The sequence below is a fragment of the Nonomuraea sp. NPDC050643 genome (genome assembly GCF_040654715.1).
Taxonomy (GTDB): Bacteria; Actinomycetota; Actinomycetes; order Streptosporangiales; family Streptosporangiaceae; genus Nonomuraea.
In genome coordinates this window covers 22,701-40,596 of sequence record NZ_JBFAIM010000014.1, presented here as the reverse complement: position 1 = coordinate 40,596, position 17,896 = coordinate 22,701, and the positions used below count along the sequence as shown (strand labels likewise).

The window sequence follows — 17,896 nt, the reverse complement described above, 5'->3', positions numbered from 1 at the left end:
GCACCCAGCCCCGAGAAGCCCGCCACAGGGTCCAAGCCGAACGAAGCCCCTCCTAAGGAAGCCCCCCGGCCCGACGACGGCCGGCGCCCCACGGACGTGTCGTCAAGCCCCGAGGTACGCCCCCCACCCCCGTACACCACCACCTGTACGGGCACCACCACGACCCCAGGCACAGAACCCAGATAAGCAGTCGAATCCGTGACAACGGCAACCAAGGGCGGCATGACCGAAAGGCTAACTACTGGACCGGCGTCCCACCCCGCCACACCCGCCGTGGCTTGAGGCCGAAGGACCACGCGAAGGCGCCCTCGTGGTCGGCGTCCCATTGCACGATGTCCGCCAGCCGCCCAGGAGCCAGCACCCCACGGTCGGGGGCGCCGAGGACGGTGGCGCCGCCCAGGGTGGCGGCCCGGAGCGCGTCGTTGACGCTCATCCCGAACGCCGACACCGCCATGGCGATCACCAGGGACATCGAGGTGATGCCGCAGTAGCCGGGGTTGTGGTCGCTGCCGAGGGCGATCTGGACGCCGTGCTTGATCATCTGGCGGACGGGCGGCAGGTGGCCGCGCTGCAGGGCGGTGGCCGGGCAGACGACCGCCGGGACGCCGTAGCGCGACATGATGGCGATGTCCTCGTCGGACATCTGGTGCAGGCCGTCGGCCGAGGCGCAGCCGAGTTCGGCGGCCAGTTGGACGGCGCCGCGGCGGCTGAAGATGCCGGCGTGGATGCGCGGCAGCAGGCCGACGTTGCGGCCCGAGGCGAGGACCCAGCGGGATTCCTCGGTCGTGAAGTGGCCCTCGTCGCAGTAGACGTCGACGCTGTCGGCGCCCGCCGCGGCCGCGTCGGCGCACCAGGCGCCCACGGCCTCGACGTATTCGCGCTGCCTGCCGAAGTATTCGGGCGGCACCACGTGCGCGGCCAGGAACGTGACGTGCACCCGCGGCATCATCGGCTCCTTCTCCAGCTCGCGCAGGAGCCGCACGTCGGCGAGCTCGCCGTCGCGGGTGAGGTGGTAGCCGGTCTTGGCCTCGACCGTGGTGGTGCCGCTGAGCAGCCAGCCGCGCAGCCGCTCGCGCACGCCGTTGCACAGGGTCCACGGGTCGGTGCCGCGGGTCACGGTGACGGTCGAGCCCACGCCGCCGCCCGCCGCGGTGATCGAGGCGGAGGTGGAGCCCCCGGTGCGGATGGCCAGCTCCGCGTAGCGGTTGCCGGCGTAGACCGGGTGCGTGTGGGCGTCGATGAGACCGGGCGTGACCAGGGCGCCGCCCAGGTTTTCCACGTGGTCGACGTCGACGATGTCGTCGACGACTCCGGGCACGCTCTGCGGAAGGTCGGGCGCGCGCCCGACCCACGCGATGCGGTCGTTGTGCACGAGGATGGCGGCGTTGCTGAGGACCTCGTTGCCGGTCCAGAGTCTGCCGATGTTGGTAAGGAGTCGAACGGTCACCGCATCACCACCCCGCATGACCCCCCGCACGTGCGCAGAGCACAGCGCACGGCCTGTGCCGCGCCCATTGAGTCCGCTCCGGGTCCGGACGACATGGGGGGTCTCCTGCTCTCATCCGCATCAAGTGGTGCGGTGACCGTATCGCCGGACCCATGATCCGGCGATTTCAGTTCAGTTACGTTATTTCACATGCCGGGCCGCTGTACAGGGTTATTCGGAAGAAAGACCATTCATCCCAACCGTCACCCAGCCCCGCCTTGTCCCCACGGCCCCCGCTGACGACTTGAACACCTGCAGCCATCATCCGAAACCCAAAACCAGACCAACGTTAGGTCTGGCCAATCCTAGCAATCCCAGGGTTCGGGGACCACTGCCGCTTTTGGGCAGCTCTGGCCGCGTTTGCGGCGAGAGCTGCCCAACCATACCGGTCGCTACCGGTACGTACGAACGGTCGTCAGGATACGCGTTCGACCGGCTTGCCCACCCGCAGCAGCTCCTGCGACAGGCTGGGCAGTACGCGGGCGTGCAGAATCGTTCCGTCCTCCACGTGCTCCACCGAGAGCACCTCGCCCTCCTTGTGGGCCCGGGAGATCAGGTCGCCCCTGTCATAGGGCACCAGCAGGTGGACCTCGTGATCCAGCCGCGGCAGCCGCTCCTCGATGAGCGCCAGCAGCTCGGGGATGCCCTTGCCCGTGCGCGCCGAGACCACGATGCTGTCGCGTTCGCGCCTGGCGATCCGGTCGAGCACCTCCTGGTCGGCCGCGTCGGCCTTGTTGATCACGACGATCTCGGCCACCCCGTCGGCGCCCTCGATGTCGGACAGCACCTCGCGGACCGCCGCGAGCTGCCCCTCGGGGTCGGGGTGCGAGCCGTCGACCACGTGCAGGATCAGGTCGGCGTCGGCGACCTCCTCCAGCGTGGAGCGGAACGCCTCGACGAGCTGGTGCGGCAGGTGCCGGACGAAGCCGACGGTGTCGGCGATCGTGAACAGCCTGCCCTCCGCCGTGCGCGCCCTGCGCACGGTCGGGTCGAGGGTGGCGAACAGCGCGTCCTCCACCAGCACGCCCGCGCCGGTGATGCGGTTGAGCAGCGAGGACTTGCCGGCGTTGGTGTAGCCCGCGATGGCCACGGCCGGGACCTCGCGCCGCTGGCGCTGGTAGCGCATGGTGTCGCGCGAGGTGGACATGCCGCTGATCTGCCGGCGCAGCTTGGACATCCGCTCGCGGATGCGCCGCCGGTCCAGCTCGATCTTGGTCTCACCGGGGCCGCGGCCGCCGATGCCGACGCCGCCCGCGGCGCGGCCGCCGACCTGCCGGGACAGGTTGCCACCCCAGCCGCGCAGGCGGGGCAGCAGGTAGGAGAGCTGTGCCAGCTCGACCTGGGCCTTGCCCTCACGGCTCTTGGCGTGCTGGGCGAAGATGTCGAGGATCAGCGCGGTGCGGTCGATGACCTTGACCTTGACCGTCTCCTCGAGCTGGCGGAGCTGACCTGGGGTCAGCTCGCCGTCGCAGATCACGGTGTCGGCGCCGGTGGACTCGACCACGTCGCGCAGTTCCAGAGCCTTGCCCGAGCCGATGTAGGTCGCGGGGTCGGGCTTCTGACGGCGCTGGATCAGCCCGTCGAGCACCTCGGATCCCGCGGTCTCGGCCAGGAGCTTGAGCTCGAGGAGGGAGTTTTCGGCATCGTCGACCGTGCCGGAGGTCCAGACGCCGACGAGGACGACCCGCTCGAGCCGCAGCTGCCGGTACTCGACCTCGGAGACATCCTGGAGTTCGGTGGAGAGGCCCGCCACGCGCCGCAGCGCCTGGCGCTCCTCAAGGTCCATGTCGCCGGTCTCGAACTCGTCGAGCGCGGTGTATTCGTGCATTCGTGTCATCTCTATTAGGGAACGTCTGGACACCTCGGTGTCTTCCCACGATGGTGGCATGACATCCCAGGCGCAATCACCTGGTTATCAGCCGTACGCCAACGTGATGTCGCCCGAGCCCGCGGTCAGCGAGATCTTGTTCGGCGAGGAGCCGTCGGACTTGACCGAAACATTCGCGTCACCGGATCCCACATCAGTAACGACGTTATAAGCCCCATCAGGGACATTAAGCTCTATATCCCCCGAACCAGCCTTCAACTGGGCGCTGGCGGGAGCCGTCGTGTACGTGAGCTCGATGTTGCCCGACCCCGCCTCGGCGTACACCTCCTTGCCGGCCAGCCCGCTGGCGTCGAGGTCGCCGGAGCCCACGGTGGCGTCGATCTGCCCGGTCAGCCCGCGGAGCGTGATGTTGCCCGAGCCGCTGTCCAGGTCCACCGACAGCCCCTTCGGGATCTCGATCTTGTAGTCGACACTGCAGCTCCCCCAGCTCGAGGCGCAGTCATAGGTGACGAGCAGGACACCACCCTCGACCGAGTGCTCCGGCGTGGGCTTCTCGTCACCGCGCCAGCGCAGGGTCTCGACGACGCGTACGGCACTGCCGCCGGTCTCGGTGATCACGGCCTCGCCGGCCTGGCTCTTGACCAGGAGCTTGGTGACCTTGTCGGTCACCTCGTAGGACGCGGTGTCCTCGCTGCTCGGGCCGGCGATGCTCGCGAGTCCGCATCCGGACAACAGTACGGCGGAGGCCAGCAGACCACCCGCGATCGCAATCGTCTTCATACCGACAGATCCTTCCGCTCCACGCCCGCGCCCACATCAGGGATGCCCCCGAAGACCCTCCGGGGTAACCCCAGCCTTTGACCCCGGAACCGCTGGAAGGGTACCTTCGCTTCCACAATCCAGAACTCATTTTCCACATCGCGGAAAGAGGACCCATGGAGATCACCGGCCCGATGCACGACCGGTTCGACGAGATCCTCACGCCGGAGGCGCTCGCCTTCGTGGCGGCTCTCCAGCGGGAGTTCGGCGCCAGACGACTGGAGCTGCTCGAGGCCCGCCAGGCGCGGCAGCAGGAGCTGTCGGCCGGCGGCATGCTCGACTTCCTGCCCGAGACCAAGGAGATCAGGGAGGGCGACTGGCAGGTCGCGCCCCCGGCGCCCGGCCTGGAGGACCGCCGGGTCGAGATCACCGGGCCGGTCGACAAGAAGATGACCATCAACGCGCTCAACTCCGGCGCCAAGGTGTGGCTGGCCGACTTCGAGGACGCCAACTCCCCGCTCTGGGACAACTGCGTGAGCGGCCACCTCAACCTGCGCGACGCCCTCGACCGCACGATCGACTTCGAGACCGGCGGCAAGACGTACGCGCTCAAGCCCGACGCCGAGCTCGCCACTGTCGTGGTCCGCCCGCGCGGCTGGCACCTGGACGAGAAGCACGCCCAGGTCGACGGCCGGCCGGTGGCGGGGTCGCTGTTCGACTTCGGCCTCTACTTCTTCCACTGCGCCCAGCGGCAGATCGACAAGGGCAAGGGCCCGTACTTCTACCTGCCCAAGATCGAGTCCCACCTCGAGGCCCGGCTCTGGAACGACGTGTTCGCCAAGGCCCAGGAGCTGCTCGGCGTCCCCCACGGCACGATCCGCGCGACCGTGCTCATCGAGACCTACCCGGCCGCGTTCGAGATGGAGGAGATCCTCTACGAGCTGCGCGAGCACTCGGCGGGGCTCAACGCGGGCCGCTGGGACTACCTGTTCAGCGTCATCAAGAAGTTCCGCACCCGGGGCCGGGAGTTCCTGCTGCCCGAGCGGAACGCGGTGACGATGACGGCGCCGTTCATGCGCGCGTACACCGAGTTGCTGGTGCGCACCTGTCACAAGCGCGGCGCGCACGCGATCGGCGGGATGGCGGCGTTCATCCCCTCGCGCCGTGACCCCGAGGTGAACGCGGTGGCGCTGGAGAAGGTGCGGGCGGACAAGACGCGCGAGTCGGGCGACGGGTTCGACGGGTCGTGGGTGGCGCACCCGGACCTGGTGCCGATCTGCCGCGAGGTGTTCGACGGCGTGCTCGGCTCGCGGCCCAACCAGCTCGACCGGCTGCGCCCGGACGTCAGCGTGTCGGCCGCCGAGCTGCTGGCCGTCTCCGAGACGCCGGGCGACATCACCGAGACGGGGCTGCGCAACAACGTGGACGTGGCGCTGCGCTACCTGGCCGCCTGGATGGGCGGGCTGGGCGCGGTGGCCATCCACAACCTCATGGAGGACGCCGCCACCGCCGAGATCTCGCGCTCGCAGATCTGGCAGTGGATCCACAACGACATCACGCTCGCCGACACGGGCGCGCAGGTGACGAAGGAGCTCGTCGAGCGGATCATCACCGAGGAGCTGGCCAAGATCTCCGAGGAGCCCGGCTACGACAAGGAATTGTTCACCCAGGCGACAGCGCTGTTCAAGGAGGTGGCGCTCGACGATGACTTCGCCGACTTCCTGACTCTTCCCGCATACGCCCAGATGCCGTAAATAATCGGGAACGGAGGTGATCGGGTGATGGACACGCTGATAGCGGCTCTGCGGTCGGTGCTGCCCCCAGACTCGGTGATCACCGATCCGGTACGCCTGCGCACCTACGAGTGCGACGGCCTGACCTACCACCGGGCGACCCCCGGCGTCGTCGTGCTGCCCGGCACGGCCGAGCAGGTCGCCCGTGTGGTACGCCTGTGCAACGACTTCGGCGTGCCCTTCGTCGCCAGGGGCTCGGGCACCGGCCTGTCAGGCGGGGCGCTCCCCCGCGAGGACGGCGTGCTCATCGTCACCTCCAAGATGCGCGCGATCCTGGAGATCGACCTCGACGATCGCCGGGCCGTGGTCGAGCCCGGCGTGACGAACCTGGCCATCACCGAGGCCGTCCGCGACCGGGGCTACTACTACGCCCCCGACCCCTCCAGCCAGCAGGTCTGCTCGATCGGCGGCAACGTCGCGGAGAACTCCGGCGGCGCCCACTGCCTCAAATACGGCTTCACCGTCAACCATGTCGAAGCCTGCGAGATCGTCACGCCCGACGGCGACCTGGTCACGCTCGACCGCATGGACCCCGGCTACGACCTGCTGGGCGCGTTCATCGGCTCGGAGGGCACGCTGGGCATCGCCACCAAGATCACGGTACGGCTCAGCCGCGCTCCCGAGGCCGTGACGACGGTGCTGGCCGCGTTCGAGAGCATCGAGCAGGGCGGGCAGGCGGTGTCGGCGATCATCGGGGCGGGAATCGTACCGGCCGCGATCGAGATGATGGACGCGCTGGCCATCGCGGCGGCCGAGGCGGCGGTGGCCTGCTCCTACCCCGAGGGCGCGGGGGCGGTGCTGATCGTCGAGCTGGACGGGCCCGCCGCCGAGGTGGAGCGGCAGTTCGCGCAGCTCACGGAGCTCTGCTCCGGCGCGTTCGAGCTGCGCGTGGCCGCCGGCCCGGCCGAGCGGGCGGCGATCTGGAAGGGCCGCAAGTCGGCGTTCGCGGCGGTCGGGCGCATCAGCCCGGCCTACATCGTGCAGGACGGCGTGGTGCCGCGCACGTCCCTGCCGGCCGTGCTGGCCGCCATCGACCGGCTCTCGCGCGAGCACGGCATCAAGGTGGCCAACGTCTTCCACGCCGGCGACGGCAACCTGCATCCGCTGGTGCTGTTCGACGACGCGGAGCCGGGGGCGGGCGAGCGGGCGGAGGTGGTCTCCGGCGCGATCCTCGACCTGTGCATCGAACACGGCGGCTCGATCACCGGCGAGCACGGGGTCGGGGTGGACAAGGCCCGCTACATGCCGCGGATGTTCACCGAGGACGACCTCGACACCATGCAGCTCGTCCGGTGCGCGTTCGACCCCCAGGGGCTGGCGAACCCGGGCAAGGTGTTCCCCACCCCAAGGCTGTGCGGAGAGGTGCCGGGCGTGCGCAAAGGCGTGCATCCGCTGGTCGAGTCGGGGAAGGCGGAGCAGTTTTGATCGGCGGGGTGACCACCAGGCAGGCGGGCGCGGACGACGCGGTGAGCGGGGTGCTCCCTCGCCGGGTGGCGCTGCCGGAGAGCGTCGAGGAGGTCGCGGCCGTGCTGCGGGCCTGCTCGGAGCAGGATCTGGCGGTGGTGCCGGCGGGCGGCGGCACGAAGCTGCACTGGGGCCTGCCGCCCGCGCGGTGCGACGTGCTGCTCGACATGTGCTGCATGAACGAGATCCTGGAGCACGCGGCCGGCGACCTCGTGGTCCGCGCGCAGGCCGGGGTGACGATGGACGCCCTGGCCGCCGCGCTCGCGGACAAGGGCCAGGAGCTGGCGCTCGACGTGCCGTTCCCCGAGGACACGACGGTCGGCGGCACGCTGGCCGCCGCGCTGCCCGGACCGCGCGCCTTCCGCTACGGCACCGCCCGCGACCTGCTCATCGGCATCACGGTCGTGCTGCCCGACGGCACGATCGCCAAGTCCGGCGGCAAGGTGGTCAAGAACGTCGCCGGCTACGACCTGGGCAAGCTCTTCACCGGCTCCTACGGCACGCTCGGCGTCATCGCGGAGGCCACGTTCCGCCTTCACCCACTGCCGCCCGACAGCCGCTGGGTCGTCGCCGAGGTCTCCCGAGCCGAGCTGCCGCCTGCCGCGGCCGCGCTGGCCGCCTCGCAGGCCGAGCCGAGCGCGGTCGAGGTGGACTGGGCGGACCCCGGCGGACCGCTCACCCTGGCCGTGCTCGTGGAGGGCGCGGCGGCACCGTCCAGGGCCGAGGCGCTGCGCGCGCTGATCGGCAAGGGCTCCGTGACCGATGAGCGGCCGTCGTGGTGGGGGCTGATCCAGCGTGACGAGGTGCTGGTCGAGGTGCGGTTCCCGCCGTCCGCCACGGCGGCCGTGCTGGACGCCGCCGCCGGGACCGGGCTGGCGCTGCGCGGCTCCCCCGTCTCCGGGCGGATGCTGCTGGAGGCGTGGCACACGGTCGGCGAGGGTGAACTGGCCGCCCTGGTGTCCCGGTTGCGGGAGCGGGTGGAGGCGGCCGGGGGGCGGGTGCACGTGCTCGCGGCCCCGTACGAGAGCCTCGACCGGTGGGGGCACGTGAGCGCGCTGCCGTTGATGCGGCGGGTCAAGGAACGGTTCGATCCCGGGCGCAGGATGTCTCCGGGCCGGTTCGCGGGAGGCCTGTGACATGGATCCGAAACTGATCAACGACTGCGTGCACTGCGGGTTCTGCCTGCCGACCTGCCCGACGTACGCGCTGTGGGGCGAGGAGATGGACTCGCCGCGCGGGCGCATCCACCTCATGAAGCAGCACGTCGAGGGCACGCCCATGACGCCCGAGATGGCCGGGCACTTCGACGCCTGCCTCGGGTGCATGGCCTGCGTCACGGCCTGCCCGTCCGGCGTCCAGTACGACCGGCTGATCGAGTTGACCCGGGTGGAGGTGGAGCGGCAGCACGAACGAGAGCCGCAGGAACGCGCCGTGCGCGGGATCGTGTTCAGCCTGTTCCCCTACCCGCGCCGGCTGCGGCTGCTGCGGCCGACGATGTGGCTGTCCGCGCGGATGGCGCCGTTCCTGGGGCGGGTGCACCCGAGCCTGGGCGCCATGGCCGCGCTCGCGCCGAAGGTGGAGCACCGGCAGCGCATGCCCCGCGTGGTCAAGGCCAGGGGTGAGCGCAGGGCCGTGGTCGGAATGCTCACCGGGTGCGTGCAGGGTGAGTTCTTCCCGCAGGTCAACGCGGCCACCGCGCGGGTGCTCTCGCTGGAGGGCTGCGACGTGGTCATCCCGCGCGGCCAGGGCTGCTGCGGGGCGCTCAGCGTGCACGCCGGGCGCGACGACCAGGCCAGGCGGCTGGCGCGCGGCACGGTCAGGGCGTTCGAGCGGGCCGGGGTCGACACCGTCGTGGTGAACGCGGCCGGCTGCGGCTCGTCCATGAAGGAGTACGCCGAGCTGCTCGGCCGCGAGCCCGGGTTCAGGGTCGTGGACCTGTCGGAATATCTGGCCGAGCTGGGGCCGGTGGCCAAGCGGCATCCGCTGCCGCTGACCGTGGCCTACCACGACGCCTGCCACCTGGCCCACGCCCAGGGGGTGCGGGCCCAGCCGCGCGAGCTGCTGAGCGCGATCCCCGAGCTGGAGCTGCGGGAGATACCGGAGTCGGCGATCTGCTGCGGGTCGGCGGGCACGTACAACCTCCTGCAGCCGCAGGCGGCGCGTGACCTGGGTGACAGGAAGGCCGCGGCGGTCGGCACGACCGGCGCCGAACTGCTGGTCTCCGCCAACCCGGGCTGCACCATGCAGATCGTCGCCGCCATGCGGCGCGGCGACGCCGACATCAGGGTCGCCCACACGGCCGAGGTGCTGGACGCCTCGCTGCGCGGGGTCACCCTGTGAGCGTTCAGTCGGTCGAGCGAGCGCTCGACGTGCTGGAGGCGCTGGCCGAGCACGGGGGTGAGGCGGGCCTGTCGGAGATCGCCGCCAGGACCGGGCTGCCGTACGGCACCATCCACCGGCTGCTGCAGACCCTGCTCGCCCGCGGCTACGTGCGTCAGGAGTCCGACCGCCGCTACGCGCTGGGCGGCGGGCTCGTGCGGCTGGGCGGGATCGCCGAGAGCATGGTCGGCGTGTGGGCGCGGCCCTACCTCACCAAGATGGTCGAGCTGTCGGGCGAGACCGCGAACCTGGCCGTGCTGGAGGGCGACTTCATCGTCTATGTGGCCCAGGTGCCCTCGCCGCGCAGGCTGCGGATGTTCGCCGAGGTCGGGCGGCGGGTGTTGCCGCACAGCACGGCCGTGGGCAAGGTGCTGCTGGCCGGGCGGCCCGCGTCGGAGGCGGTCGCGGTGTTCGAGCGCACCGGCATGCCGCGCCGCACGCCGAACACGATCACCGACCTGACCGCCATGCTGACCGAGCTCGACACCGTCAAGGGCCGTGGTTATGCGATGGACCTGGGCGAGGAGGAGCTCGGCGTGCACTGCCTGGCCGTGCCCGTGTGGGGCGGAGCGCGGGTGGTGGCCGCGATGTCGGTGTCGGGGCCCGCCGAGCGCATCGACGCCCTCGACCGCGACGACCTGGCCGCGGGCATGCGCAGGATCGCCCTCGACTTCGGCAACGAGCTCAGCCCGGTGGCCGGCGCAGGCTGAAGAACCCGCCGCCCGCCGGATGGTGGACGACCGCGAGGCGGCCATGGGGCGAGTCGAACGGCGGCACCGGCACCTCCGCGCCCAGTTCGGCCGCCCTGGTCACGGCGGCGTCGAGGTCGGCCACGTCGAAGTAGACCATCCAGTGCGGGGCCACCCCCTCCCAGAGCCGATCCATCTGCAGCCGCCCGCAGACCGGCTCGCCGCCCGCGTCGTAGACGGCGTAGTCGATCGGGCCGGGCACCTGGCGCACGTCGTAGGGGAACAGCGCGCCGTAGAACGCGTCGGCCGCCTTGCCGTCGGGCACGTTGACCTCGGCCCAGCTCATCGCTCCCGGCTCGGCCACCACCCCGGCCCCGGCGAACGCGGCGCCCGGCTGGTAGAGGGCGAACCTGGCCCCCGCCGGGTCGGCCGCCAGCGCGTAACCCGCCGCCGGGCCCTCGATCAGCGTGCCCTCCGAGGCGTCGAGCGCGGCCAGGGCCGCCTCGAGGTCGGCGGTCGCGAGGTAGACCGTCCAGGCGGCCGGGTCGGCGGCGTCGGGATCGGGGGTGATGGCGGCGACGGGACGGCCGTCGAGGCAGGCCATCGTCCAGCCGCCCTGATCGCGGCACTCCCAGCCCAGCAGCCCGGAGTAGAAGCGCTCTGCGGCGACGGCGTCTCGCGTGAGGAGCTGCGCCCAGCAGGGCGCGCCGTCGGCGTAACCGGTTCTCTCTGCCATGCTCGCGAGCCTGCCACACGGCTCCGACAAAGTATGGTGTTGCGCTATGAGCAACAGCACGACGGTTCAGTCGGTCGATCGTGCCATCGCGATCCTGGAGATCCTCGCCCGTGACGGGGCCACCCGGGTGACCGACCTCGCGGTGGAGCTCGACGTGCACAAGTCCACCGCGTTCCGGCTGCTGGCGGCGCTGGAGCAGGGCGGGCTGGTCGAGCAGACCGGCGAGCGGGGGCGCTACCGGCTCGGGTTCGGCGTCGTACGGCTGGCCGGCGCGGCCACGGCCCAGCTCGACCTGTCGCGGGAGAGCAGGCCGGTGTGCCTGCGCCTGGCGGAGGCGGTCGGCGAGACCGTCAACATCGCGGTCGCGCGCGGCGGCGACACGGTCAACATCAGCCAGGTCCGCGGCCCCGCCGCGATCAGCGGCCACAACTGGGTGGGGCAGCGCACCCCCTCCCACGCCACCTCCAGCGGGAAGGTGCTGCTGGCCTTCGGCGCCCTGCGCCTGCCCGCCGAGTTGGAGCGCTACACGCCGAAGACCGTCACCTCGGCGGCGGAGCTGGGGCTGGCGGAGGTCAGGGAGCGCGGCTGGGCGGCCACCGAGGAGGAGCTGGAGGTGGGGCTCAACGCGGTGGCGGCCCCGATCAGGGGCGCCGACGGCTCGGTGGTGGCCGCGGTGAGCGCCTCCGGGCCCTCCTACCGGCTCACGCCCCGGCGGCTGCCCGAGGTCGGCGCGCTGCTCGTGGAGGGCGCCCAGGAGATAAGCCAGCGCATCGGCTATTACGGTTAGGGCATGTGTAGAAGCATCAAAACCCTCCGGCCCCCGTACACCGAGAGCGTGACCGAGGAGGACGTGCGGGCCGCGGCGTTGCAGTACGTCAGGAAGATCTCCGGTTTCCGCGCGCCCGCCGCGCACAACGCGGAGGCGTTCGACCGGGCGGTCGAGACGATCACCAAGGCGTCCGAGGAGCTGCTGGCGGCCCTCCAAGTTCGCGGGAGTCGTTGACAGGGCCTGTCTCTGGGAGAAGTGTTCCCGCATATAACCCCAGCGATCCCCCAGGGAGCTGCCATGATCAGCGGGTTGTACGAGGGACAGGACGGCGACTCGCGGCTGGCGCTCCGCGTCGACGTCGACGGGGCCAGGCCGACGGGGCGGGTGAGCGGCGACCTGTTCACCGTGGCCGGCGCGACGACCTCCTATGCCGGCTCGTTCGTGGTCAACGCGCCCACCGTGCAGGCCGAGGGTGACGAGGCACGGATCCAGGGGCACGGGGCCTTCACGTTCGGCACCCCCGTGCGGGACGTCAACGTCACGATCGCCCACGGGTCGGGGACGGCCGCGGTCGCGGGGCGCACGTACCAGGTGTCCTTCGTCTCCCCGTACTTCCGCAGCGTGCTGCTCGAGGTGGACTCGGTGACCGGGAGCGTGCCGTTCGTGGCGTACCCGACCGGGTCGCTGCCCGCGCCGACCGGCTCGCCGGCCAGGGAGCTGACGGTGGCGGCGGCGTACGCGGAGGCGGGCATCGAGCTGACCCTGGCCCAGCCGGGGGTGATCCCGGTGGAGGGGTCGGGCGCGGACCTGGCGTGGGACGACGCCGAGCTGCACCACGCGATGACGCGGCACTTCACGGCGTTCGGCGACGCGCCCGCCTGGCGGTTGTGGCTGCTGGTGGCCAGCAAGCACGTGGGCGGCTACCGGGGGATCATGTTCGACTACAACGACGCGCACCAGCGGCAGGGGTCCGCGGTGTTCTACGACGCGATCAAGGGGACGACGCCGCAGGCGCAGCGGGCGCAGCTCCGTACGTACGTGCACGAGCTCGGGCACGCCTTCAACCTGCTGCACTCCTGGCAGAAGAACCTGGCCAGACCGCCCCAGCCGCTCGGCCCCGACGGCGGCTTCGGCGATCTGTCGTGGATGAACTACGTGCACAACTACCGCCCGGGCGGCGAGCAGGGTTACTGGGCGGCGTTCCCGTTCCAGTTCACCGACCCCGAGCTGGTGCACCTGCGGCACGGCTTCTACCGCGACGTGGCCATGGGCGCGAACGCGTTCGGCACCGGGGCCGCCGAGATCGACCCGTTCGAGCAGCCGGTCGAGGACCACTCGGGGCTGCGGCTGGAGGTGCGCGCCAAGAAGTCGTTCGAGCTGGGCGAGCCCGTCGTCGTCGAGCTCAAGCTGTCGTACGCCGGCGAGCCCCGCGCCACGCACGGGCACCTGCACCCCGACACGGAGTTCACCCAGGTGTCGATCACCCAGCCGGGCGGCAGGACCGTGCTGTACCGGCCGATGATGCGGCACTGCGTGGACACCTCACCGGAGATCCGGCTGGACGCGGGCAACCCGGCGATGTACCGCAGCGCGTACATCGGGCACGGGCGCGACGGCCACTACTTCCAGCAGCCCGGCGAATACCACGTCCGCGCCCAGTACATCGCGGCCGACGGCTCCCGCATCGTCTCCCCCTCCTGCCTGGTCAGGGTGCGCTTCCCGGTCGGCAAGGACGACCACCAGGTGGCGGAGCTGATGCTGGGCGAGGAGCAGGGCCAGTTGTTCTCGCTGCTCGGCTCCGACTCGCCGGCGCTGCGCTCGGGCAACCTGGCGCTGGACGAGATGATCGGCCGCTACGGCGACCACCCGCTGGCCGTGTACGCCCGGCTGGTCAAGGGGCTCAACGCCGAGCGGGAGTTCAAGGAGCTGACCCCCGGCAACCGGCTGCGCATCCGGCCGCCCGACCCCAAGCAGGGCATCGAGCACCTCACCGCGGTCGCCCGCGAGGCCAGCGTCGACAACATCACCCTGAACCTGGTCATGCGCCGCCTGGCCAGGGCCGAGGCGCGGCAGGGCGATCTGGGGCGGGCCAACGCGGTCATGGACGAGATGGTCGCCACGTTCCAGGCCAAGGGCGTCAACCCCGTCGTCATGGGACAGATCCAGCGTCAGGCCGAGCTGACGAAGGCGGCGCTGAGCGCCGAGGTCTCCTGAGCTCCCCGCCGAGCCACGTCACCGACCGCGGACGACGGGCCGGCCGCCGACGCAGACGATGGTGAGCTCGATCTCCTCGCCCTCGTCGGGCTCGAACTCGACCTTCGCCTCCAGCGCCGGCCCCGGCTCGACGCCGTCCACCGAGTAGTCCTGGGCGGGGCTCCACGAGCGCAGCGTCACCTGGTCGCCGGCGCAGGCGGCGATCACGGTGCCGCCGGCGCTGCGGATCAGCTTGCCCTGCGACGTCTGCGTGGGCGCGGCGCCCGGCGAGGCGACCGCGCGCGGGGTGGCGGTGGCCAGGGCCGCGCGCACCTCCTGCTCGCTGAGCACGTGGCCGGAGGTGCCGGTCAGGCCGTTGCCGAGCAGGCTGAGCACCGCCACGGCCGCGCCCGTGGCGGTGACGGCGGTGGCGGCCCAGGCCAGGACTAGTCTCTTCATCGCCCTCAGGTTCCCCCATGTACGGCTAACGCCAGGTTAAGGCGGCACTAAGGCTGCTCCTGGCATCACCACAAAGCGTCTACGTTCTTGGTATGGCCGACATTCTTCTCATCGAGGACGACGTGACGATCCGTACGGCGCTCAGCCGGGGGCTCCGGGAGCTCGGCCATGCGGTCTCCTCGTCGCCGACCGCGCTCGACGGGCTGCGGCTGGCCGTGCAGGACCGGCCCGACCTGATCGTGCTCGACCTGGGGCTGCCGGATCTCGACGGGGTGGAGCTGCTGCGGATGCTGCGGGCGGTCAGCCGGGTCCCGGTCATCGTGGCGACCGCGCGGGACGGGGACGCGGAGATGGTGCCGGTGCTGGACGCGGGGGCCGACGACTACGTGGTGAAGCCGTACAGTGCGGCGCAGCTCGACGCCCGGGTGCGGGCCGTGCTGCGGCGGGCGGGCGGGACCGCTCCCGAGGCGCTGACGGTGGGGGCGTTGCAGGTGGATCCGCGGGCGCGTACGGCGACGCTGGACGGGGCGGCGCTGGACCTGACGCCGCGCGAGTTCGACGTGCTGCACTATCTGGCGGCCCGGCCCGGCGAGGTGGTCACCAAGCGGGAGTTGCTCACGGAGGTGTGGCAGCTCCCGTACGGCGGCGCCGACAAGACCGTGGACGTGCACCTGTCGTGGCTGCGCAGGAAGCTCGGCGAGACGGCCGCCGAGCCCCGCTACCTGCACACGGTGCGCGGTGTGGGCGTCAAGCTGGTCGAGCCCTCATGAGGCGCTGGCTGGCGCTCCTCGTGGCGGCGACGACGTCACTGGTGCTGATCGCGCTGCTGGTGCCGATGGCGCTGCTGATCCGGGCCGTCGCCGAGAACGGCGCCATGAGCAGGGCCACCACCGCCGCCGAGTCGGTGGCGGTCGCGGTGGGCACGCCCGACCTGGCGCTGGCGGTGGAGCAGGTGTCGCGCCCGGTGACGGCGTTCCTGCCCGACGGCAGCACGGTGGGGACGGCGGCCGGCCGTTCCGACGCGGTACGCCTGGCCGCGACCGGGCGCAGCGTCACCGCCGATGCCGACGGAGGCAGGGAGGTGCTGGTCTCCGCGCAGTCGCCCGACGGCACGGCCGTGATCAGGGTGTTCGTCCCGGACGCCGAGCTGACGCGGGGCGTGGGGCCGGCGTGGCTGGCGCTGCTGCTGCTCGGGCTCGGCCTGGTGGTGCTGGGGATCGTGCTGGCCGACCGGTTGGCGCTGGCCGTGACCCGGCCGGTGGACGGGCTGGCGCGGGTCTCGCACCGGCTCGCGGGCGGAGACCTGACCGCCAGGGCGGAGCCGGGCGGGCCGCCCGAGGTGCGGTCGGTGGCGCTGGCGCTCAACCACCTGGCCGGGCGGATCGACGAGCTGCTCGTGGCCGAGCGGGAGTCGGTGGCGGACCTGTCGCACCGGCTGCGCACGCCGCTGACGGGACTGCGGCTGGACGCCGAGTCGCTGCGGGACCCGGAGGAGGCCGCGCGGGTGCAGGCCAGAGTGGACGCCCTGGAGCGGGCGGTGAGCTCGGTCATCACGGAGGCGCGCCGCCGCTCGGCCGACCGCGGCTCGTGCGACGCGGCGGCGGTGGTGCGCGAGCGGGTGCGGTTCTGGTCGGTGCTGGCCGAGGACCAGGGCAGGGAGGTGTCGATCACTCTGCCGGACGGGCCGCTGCCGGTCGCGGCGAGCGCGGAGGAGCTCGCGGCCTGCGTGGACGCGCTGCTCGGCAACGTCTTCGCGCACACGCCGGAGGGCGTCTCCATGGCGGTACGCCTCCAGCCGCGCCCCTCGGGGGTCCTGCTGGCGGTGGAGGACGCGGGGCCCGGGTTCGAGCCGGAGCTGCTGGAGCGGGGCAACAGCGGGGGCGACTCGACGGGGCTGGGGCTCGACATCGCCCGGCGTACCGCGGAGTCGTCGGGCGGGCGGCTGACCGTCTCCAGCCCTCCGGGGGGCGGGGCGCGCGTCGAGGTGCTCCTGGCGGCCCCCCGAACGGAATAAAGGTTGCTTAACCACCATTTAGCGTGCGATTACCTGGCATCGCGGTTTCGTGGAGTCATGCAGATCACGAAGAAGCTCATCATCGTAGGTGCCGGGATCGTCGTACTGGCCGGCGGCGGCGGCGCCGCGTACGCCGCCACCTCCTCCGCCTCCGCGGCCCCCGTCGCGCCCAAGGTCACGGCCGCGCAGGCCATCGACATCGCTCTCAAGCAGGTGCCGGGCGCGTGGGTCAGCGAGCTGGACTTCGACCTCCGCGGCCAGCGGGCCGACACGTGGGAGCTGGAGCTGACCAAGGGCGCCGAGCAGCACGAGGTGGCCGTGGACGCCACCTCCGGCAAGGTCACCGACCAGCAGAAGAGCCAGGACGACGACCGGGACGACCAGGACGACGACAACGACGACGACTGATCCCCACCGGGATTCGACGCCGGCCCGCCGATGGTGGGCCGGCGTCCCTGCGTTCCGGGGCCGACCGGTCAGCAGAGCGGGTCAGCGGGGCGGGTCAGCGGGGCGGGTCAGCGGGGCGGGTCAGCGGGGCGGGTCAGCGGGTCATCCTCATCACGATCGGCCGGTGGTCGGACAGCGTGGTCGACAGCACGGAGCCGCCGGTCGTGGTGACGCCGCGCGTGTAGACGTAGTCGATGCGGGCGGTGCCGTGGGTCGGCTGGTCGGCATAGCGGGCGCCGGTGTCCACCCAGCCGGCGCTGACGAACCGCTTGGAGAGCGCGTCCGTGGGCGGGGCGTTGAAGTCGCCGGTGAGGATCAGCCCGGTCCTGGAGCCGAAGTAGGCGAGGATCTTGGCGGCCTGGGCCTCGCGGCGCGTCACCGAGGGCGCCGTCAGGCCCGGCGACAGGTGGGTGGTGAAGACTCGCACGTCCACGCCGCCGCCGAGGTCGAGCCGGACTCCGGCCATGGACCGGTTGACCGGGCAGGTCGCGAAGTCCGTGAGCGGAATCGTGACCCGCTCGATGATCGGGAACCTGGACAGGATCGCGTTGCCCGCCTTGCCCGGCTGGGGATCGTCGCACGGGCCGACGTCGTCGCCCACGCCGAAGTGGGCGTTGGCGGTGATGTCCCAGCCCAGCGCGTCGGCCAGCTCCCGCACCTGGTCCGCGCCCGGCCTGCGGTGGACCTCCTGCAGGGTGACGATGTTGGCGCCGCTGTCGCGGATGACCTTGGCCATGGCGGGGATGTCGGCGCCCTCCCCGAAGATGTTCCAGTCGAGTACGACGACGTTCACGGTCCGGGCCTGCGCCGGGAGGGCTGCGGCCGAGGTGAGCAGGACGAGGGCGGCGATCACGGACGCCCGTCTTGTCGCAAGCATGGT

At 71.7% G+C, this 17,896-nt stretch carries 17 protein-coding genes; 11 read left to right on the top strand and 6 right to left on the bottom strand.

From position 1 onward, the window contains the following. Positions 1-238 precede the first annotated feature (238 nt). From hutI to AB0I15_RS19895, 3 genes are all read right to left on the bottom strand, one after another. Entirely contained in the window at positions 239-1,447 is a 1,209-nt protein-coding gene (hutI, locus tag AB0I15_RS19905; protein WP_358097174.1) for an imidazolonepropionase, read from the bottom strand. Positions 1,448-1,901: 454 nt separating this feature from the next. Next, positions 1,902-3,314 (bottom strand): GTPase HflX, encoded by a 1,413-nt coding sequence (hflX, locus tag AB0I15_RS19900; RefSeq protein ID WP_358097171.1) that lies wholly within the window; start codon positions 3,312-3,314, stop codon positions 1,902-1,904. A gap of 87 nt (positions 3,315-3,401) precedes the next feature. Next, the gene (locus tag AB0I15_RS19895; protein ID WP_358097168.1) at positions 3,402-4,094 is read right to left on the bottom strand and encodes a DUF4097 family beta strand repeat-containing protein; all 693 of its coding nucleotides are present in this window, start codon (positions 4,092-4,094) and stop codon (positions 3,402-3,404) included. Between the two features lie 155 nt (positions 4,095-4,249). Here AB0I15_RS19895 and aceB point away from each other — a divergent pair, with 155 nt between their 5' ends. Genes aceB through AB0I15_RS19870 form a run of 5 tightly spaced genes read left to right on the top strand, consistent with a single transcriptional unit; the run spans position 4,250 to position 10,419 of the window. Further along, complete coding sequence (gene aceB, locus AB0I15_RS19890; RefSeq protein ID WP_358097165.1) at positions 4,250-5,827, top strand: malate synthase A; 1,578 nt, start codon at positions 4,250-4,252, stop codon at positions 5,825-5,827. Positions 5,828-5,854: 27 nt separating this feature from the next. Further along, positions 5,855-7,291 (top strand): FAD-linked oxidase C-terminal domain-containing protein, encoded by a 1,437-nt coding sequence (locus AB0I15_RS19885; RefSeq protein ID WP_358097163.1) that lies wholly within the window; start codon positions 5,855-5,857, stop codon positions 7,289-7,291. A gap of 8 nt (positions 7,292-7,299) precedes the next feature. After that, positions 7,300-8,466 carry an FAD-binding oxidoreductase gene (locus AB0I15_RS19880; protein ID WP_358097161.1) on the top strand — a complete coding sequence of 389 codons (1,167 nt, stop codon included), beginning with the start codon at positions 7,300-7,302 and terminating at the stop codon, positions 8,464-8,466. Position 8,467: 1 nt separating this feature from the next. Then, positions 8,468-9,670: a heterodisulfide reductase-related iron-sulfur binding cluster gene (locus AB0I15_RS19875; RefSeq protein WP_358097158.1), complete on the top strand. Its 1,203-nt coding sequence runs from the start codon at positions 8,468-8,470 to the stop codon at positions 9,668-9,670. Next, entirely contained in the window at positions 9,667-10,419 is a 753-nt protein-coding gene (locus tag AB0I15_RS19870; RefSeq protein WP_358097155.1) for an IclR family transcriptional regulator, read from the top strand. Before AB0I15_RS19875 ends, AB0I15_RS19870 begins: the two co-directional genes overlap by 4 nt. Here the strand turns inward: AB0I15_RS19870 and AB0I15_RS19865 are convergent. Continuing rightward, positions 10,394-11,134, bottom strand: a complete 741-nt coding sequence (locus AB0I15_RS19865) for a VOC family protein (RefSeq protein ID WP_358097153.1) — start codon at positions 11,132-11,134, stop codon at positions 10,394-10,396. The two genes, AB0I15_RS19870 and AB0I15_RS19865, sit on opposite strands and share 26 nt — an antisense overlap. A 46-nt stretch (positions 11,135-11,180) precedes the next feature. On the opposite strand from AB0I15_RS19865, the gene AB0I15_RS19860 reads away from it, so the two are divergent. The 3 genes from AB0I15_RS19860 to AB0I15_RS19850 all read left to right on the top strand — a co-directional run bounded on the left by AB0I15_RS19860 (position 11,181) and on the right by AB0I15_RS19850 (position 14,117). Further along, the gene (locus AB0I15_RS19860; RefSeq protein WP_358097150.1) at positions 11,181-11,921 is read left to right on the top strand and encodes an IclR family transcriptional regulator; all 741 of its coding nucleotides are present in this window, start codon (positions 11,181-11,183) and stop codon (positions 11,919-11,921) included. Positions 11,922-11,924: 3 nt separating this feature from the next. Beyond that, positions 11,925-12,137, top strand: a complete 213-nt coding sequence (locus AB0I15_RS19855; protein ID WP_237103634.1) for a DUF2277 domain-containing protein — start codon at positions 11,925-11,927, stop codon at positions 12,135-12,137. Between the two features lie 63 nt (positions 12,138-12,200). Continuing rightward, positions 12,201-14,117 (top strand): hypothetical protein, encoded by a 1,917-nt coding sequence (locus AB0I15_RS19850; RefSeq protein WP_358097146.1) that lies wholly within the window; start codon positions 12,201-12,203, stop codon positions 14,115-14,117. 18 nt (positions 14,118-14,135) lie between these two features. Here the strand turns inward: AB0I15_RS19850 and AB0I15_RS19845 are convergent, their stop codons facing one another. Beyond that, positions 14,136-14,555 (bottom strand): hypothetical protein, encoded by a 420-nt coding sequence (locus AB0I15_RS19845; RefSeq protein WP_358097143.1) that lies wholly within the window; start codon positions 14,553-14,555, stop codon positions 14,136-14,138. Between the two features lie 92 nt (positions 14,556-14,647). On the opposite strand from AB0I15_RS19845, the gene AB0I15_RS19840 reads away from it, so the two are divergent. The 3 genes from AB0I15_RS19840 to AB0I15_RS19830 are packed head-to-tail and all read left to right on the top strand — an operon-like array spanning position 14,648 to position 16,977. After that, entirely contained in the window at positions 14,648-15,325 is a 678-nt protein-coding gene (locus tag AB0I15_RS19840) for a response regulator transcription factor (RefSeq protein ID WP_358097141.1), read from the top strand. Beyond that, positions 15,322-16,569: a HAMP domain-containing sensor histidine kinase gene (locus AB0I15_RS19835; RefSeq protein WP_358097138.1), complete on the top strand. Its 1,248-nt coding sequence runs from the start codon at positions 15,322-15,324 to the stop codon at positions 16,567-16,569. Before AB0I15_RS19840 ends, AB0I15_RS19835 begins: the two co-directional genes overlap by 4 nt. A 57-nt stretch (positions 16,570-16,626) precedes the next feature. Beyond that, on the top strand, positions 16,627-16,977 hold the full coding sequence (locus AB0I15_RS19830; RefSeq protein ID WP_358097135.1) for a PepSY domain-containing protein: 351 nt from the start codon (positions 16,627-16,629) through the stop codon (positions 16,975-16,977). 133 nt (positions 16,978-17,110) lie between these two features. On the opposite strand, the gene AB0I15_RS19825 is transcribed toward AB0I15_RS19830, so the two are convergent. Continuing rightward, on the bottom strand, positions 17,111-17,893 hold the full coding sequence (locus AB0I15_RS19825) for an endonuclease/exonuclease/phosphatase family protein (protein WP_358097132.1): 783 nt from the start codon (positions 17,891-17,893) through the stop codon (positions 17,111-17,113). Positions 17,894-17,896: the final 3 nt, after the last annotated feature.

Bases quoted from the DNA above. Each gene is read 5' to 3' on its own strand.
- AB0I15_RS19835 (WP_358097138.1), top strand. From the start codon at position 15,322: ATGAGGCGCTGGCTGGCGCTCCTCGTGGCGGCGACGACGTCACTGGTG.
- hflX (WP_358097171.1), bottom strand. From the start codon at position 3,314: ATGCACGAATACACCGCGCTCGACGAGTTCGAGACCGGCGACATGGAC.
- AB0I15_RS19860 (WP_358097150.1), top strand. From the start codon at position 11,181: ATGAGCAACAGCACGACGGTTCAGTCGGTCGATCGTGCCATCGCGATC.
- AB0I15_RS19825 (WP_358097132.1), bottom strand. From the start codon at position 17,893: ATGCTTGCGACAAGACGGGCGTCCGTGATCGCCGCCCTCGTCCTGCTC.
- AB0I15_RS19850 (WP_358097146.1), top strand. From the start codon at position 12,201: ATGATCAGCGGGTTGTACGAGGGACAGGACGGCGACTCGCGGCTGGCG.
- aceB (WP_358097165.1), top strand. From the start codon at position 4,250: ATGGAGATCACCGGCCCGATGCACGACCGGTTCGACGAGATCCTCACG.
- AB0I15_RS19845 (WP_358097143.1), bottom strand. From the start codon at position 14,555: ATGAAGAGACTAGTCCTGGCCTGGGCCGCCACCGCCGTCACCGCCACG.
- AB0I15_RS19830 (WP_358097135.1), top strand. From the start codon at position 16,627: ATGCAGATCACGAAGAAGCTCATCATCGTAGGTGCCGGGATCGTCGTA.
- AB0I15_RS19855 (WP_237103634.1), top strand. From the start codon at position 11,925: ATGTGTAGAAGCATCAAAACCCTCCGGCCCCCGTACACCGAGAGCGTG.
- AB0I15_RS19885 (WP_358097163.1), top strand. From the start codon at position 5,855: ATGGACACGCTGATAGCGGCTCTGCGGTCGGTGCTGCCCCCAGACTCG.
- AB0I15_RS19895 (WP_358097168.1), bottom strand. From the start codon at position 4,094: ATGAAGACGATTGCGATCGCGGGTGGTCTGCTGGCCTCCGCCGTACTG.
- AB0I15_RS19865 (WP_358097153.1), bottom strand. From the start codon at position 11,134: ATGGCAGAGAGAACCGGTTACGCCGACGGCGCGCCCTGCTGGGCGCAG.
- AB0I15_RS19840 (WP_358097141.1), top strand. From the start codon at position 14,648: ATGGCCGACATTCTTCTCATCGAGGACGACGTGACGATCCGTACGGCG.
- AB0I15_RS19875 (WP_358097158.1), top strand. From the start codon at position 8,468: ATGGATCCGAAACTGATCAACGACTGCGTGCACTGCGGGTTCTGCCTG.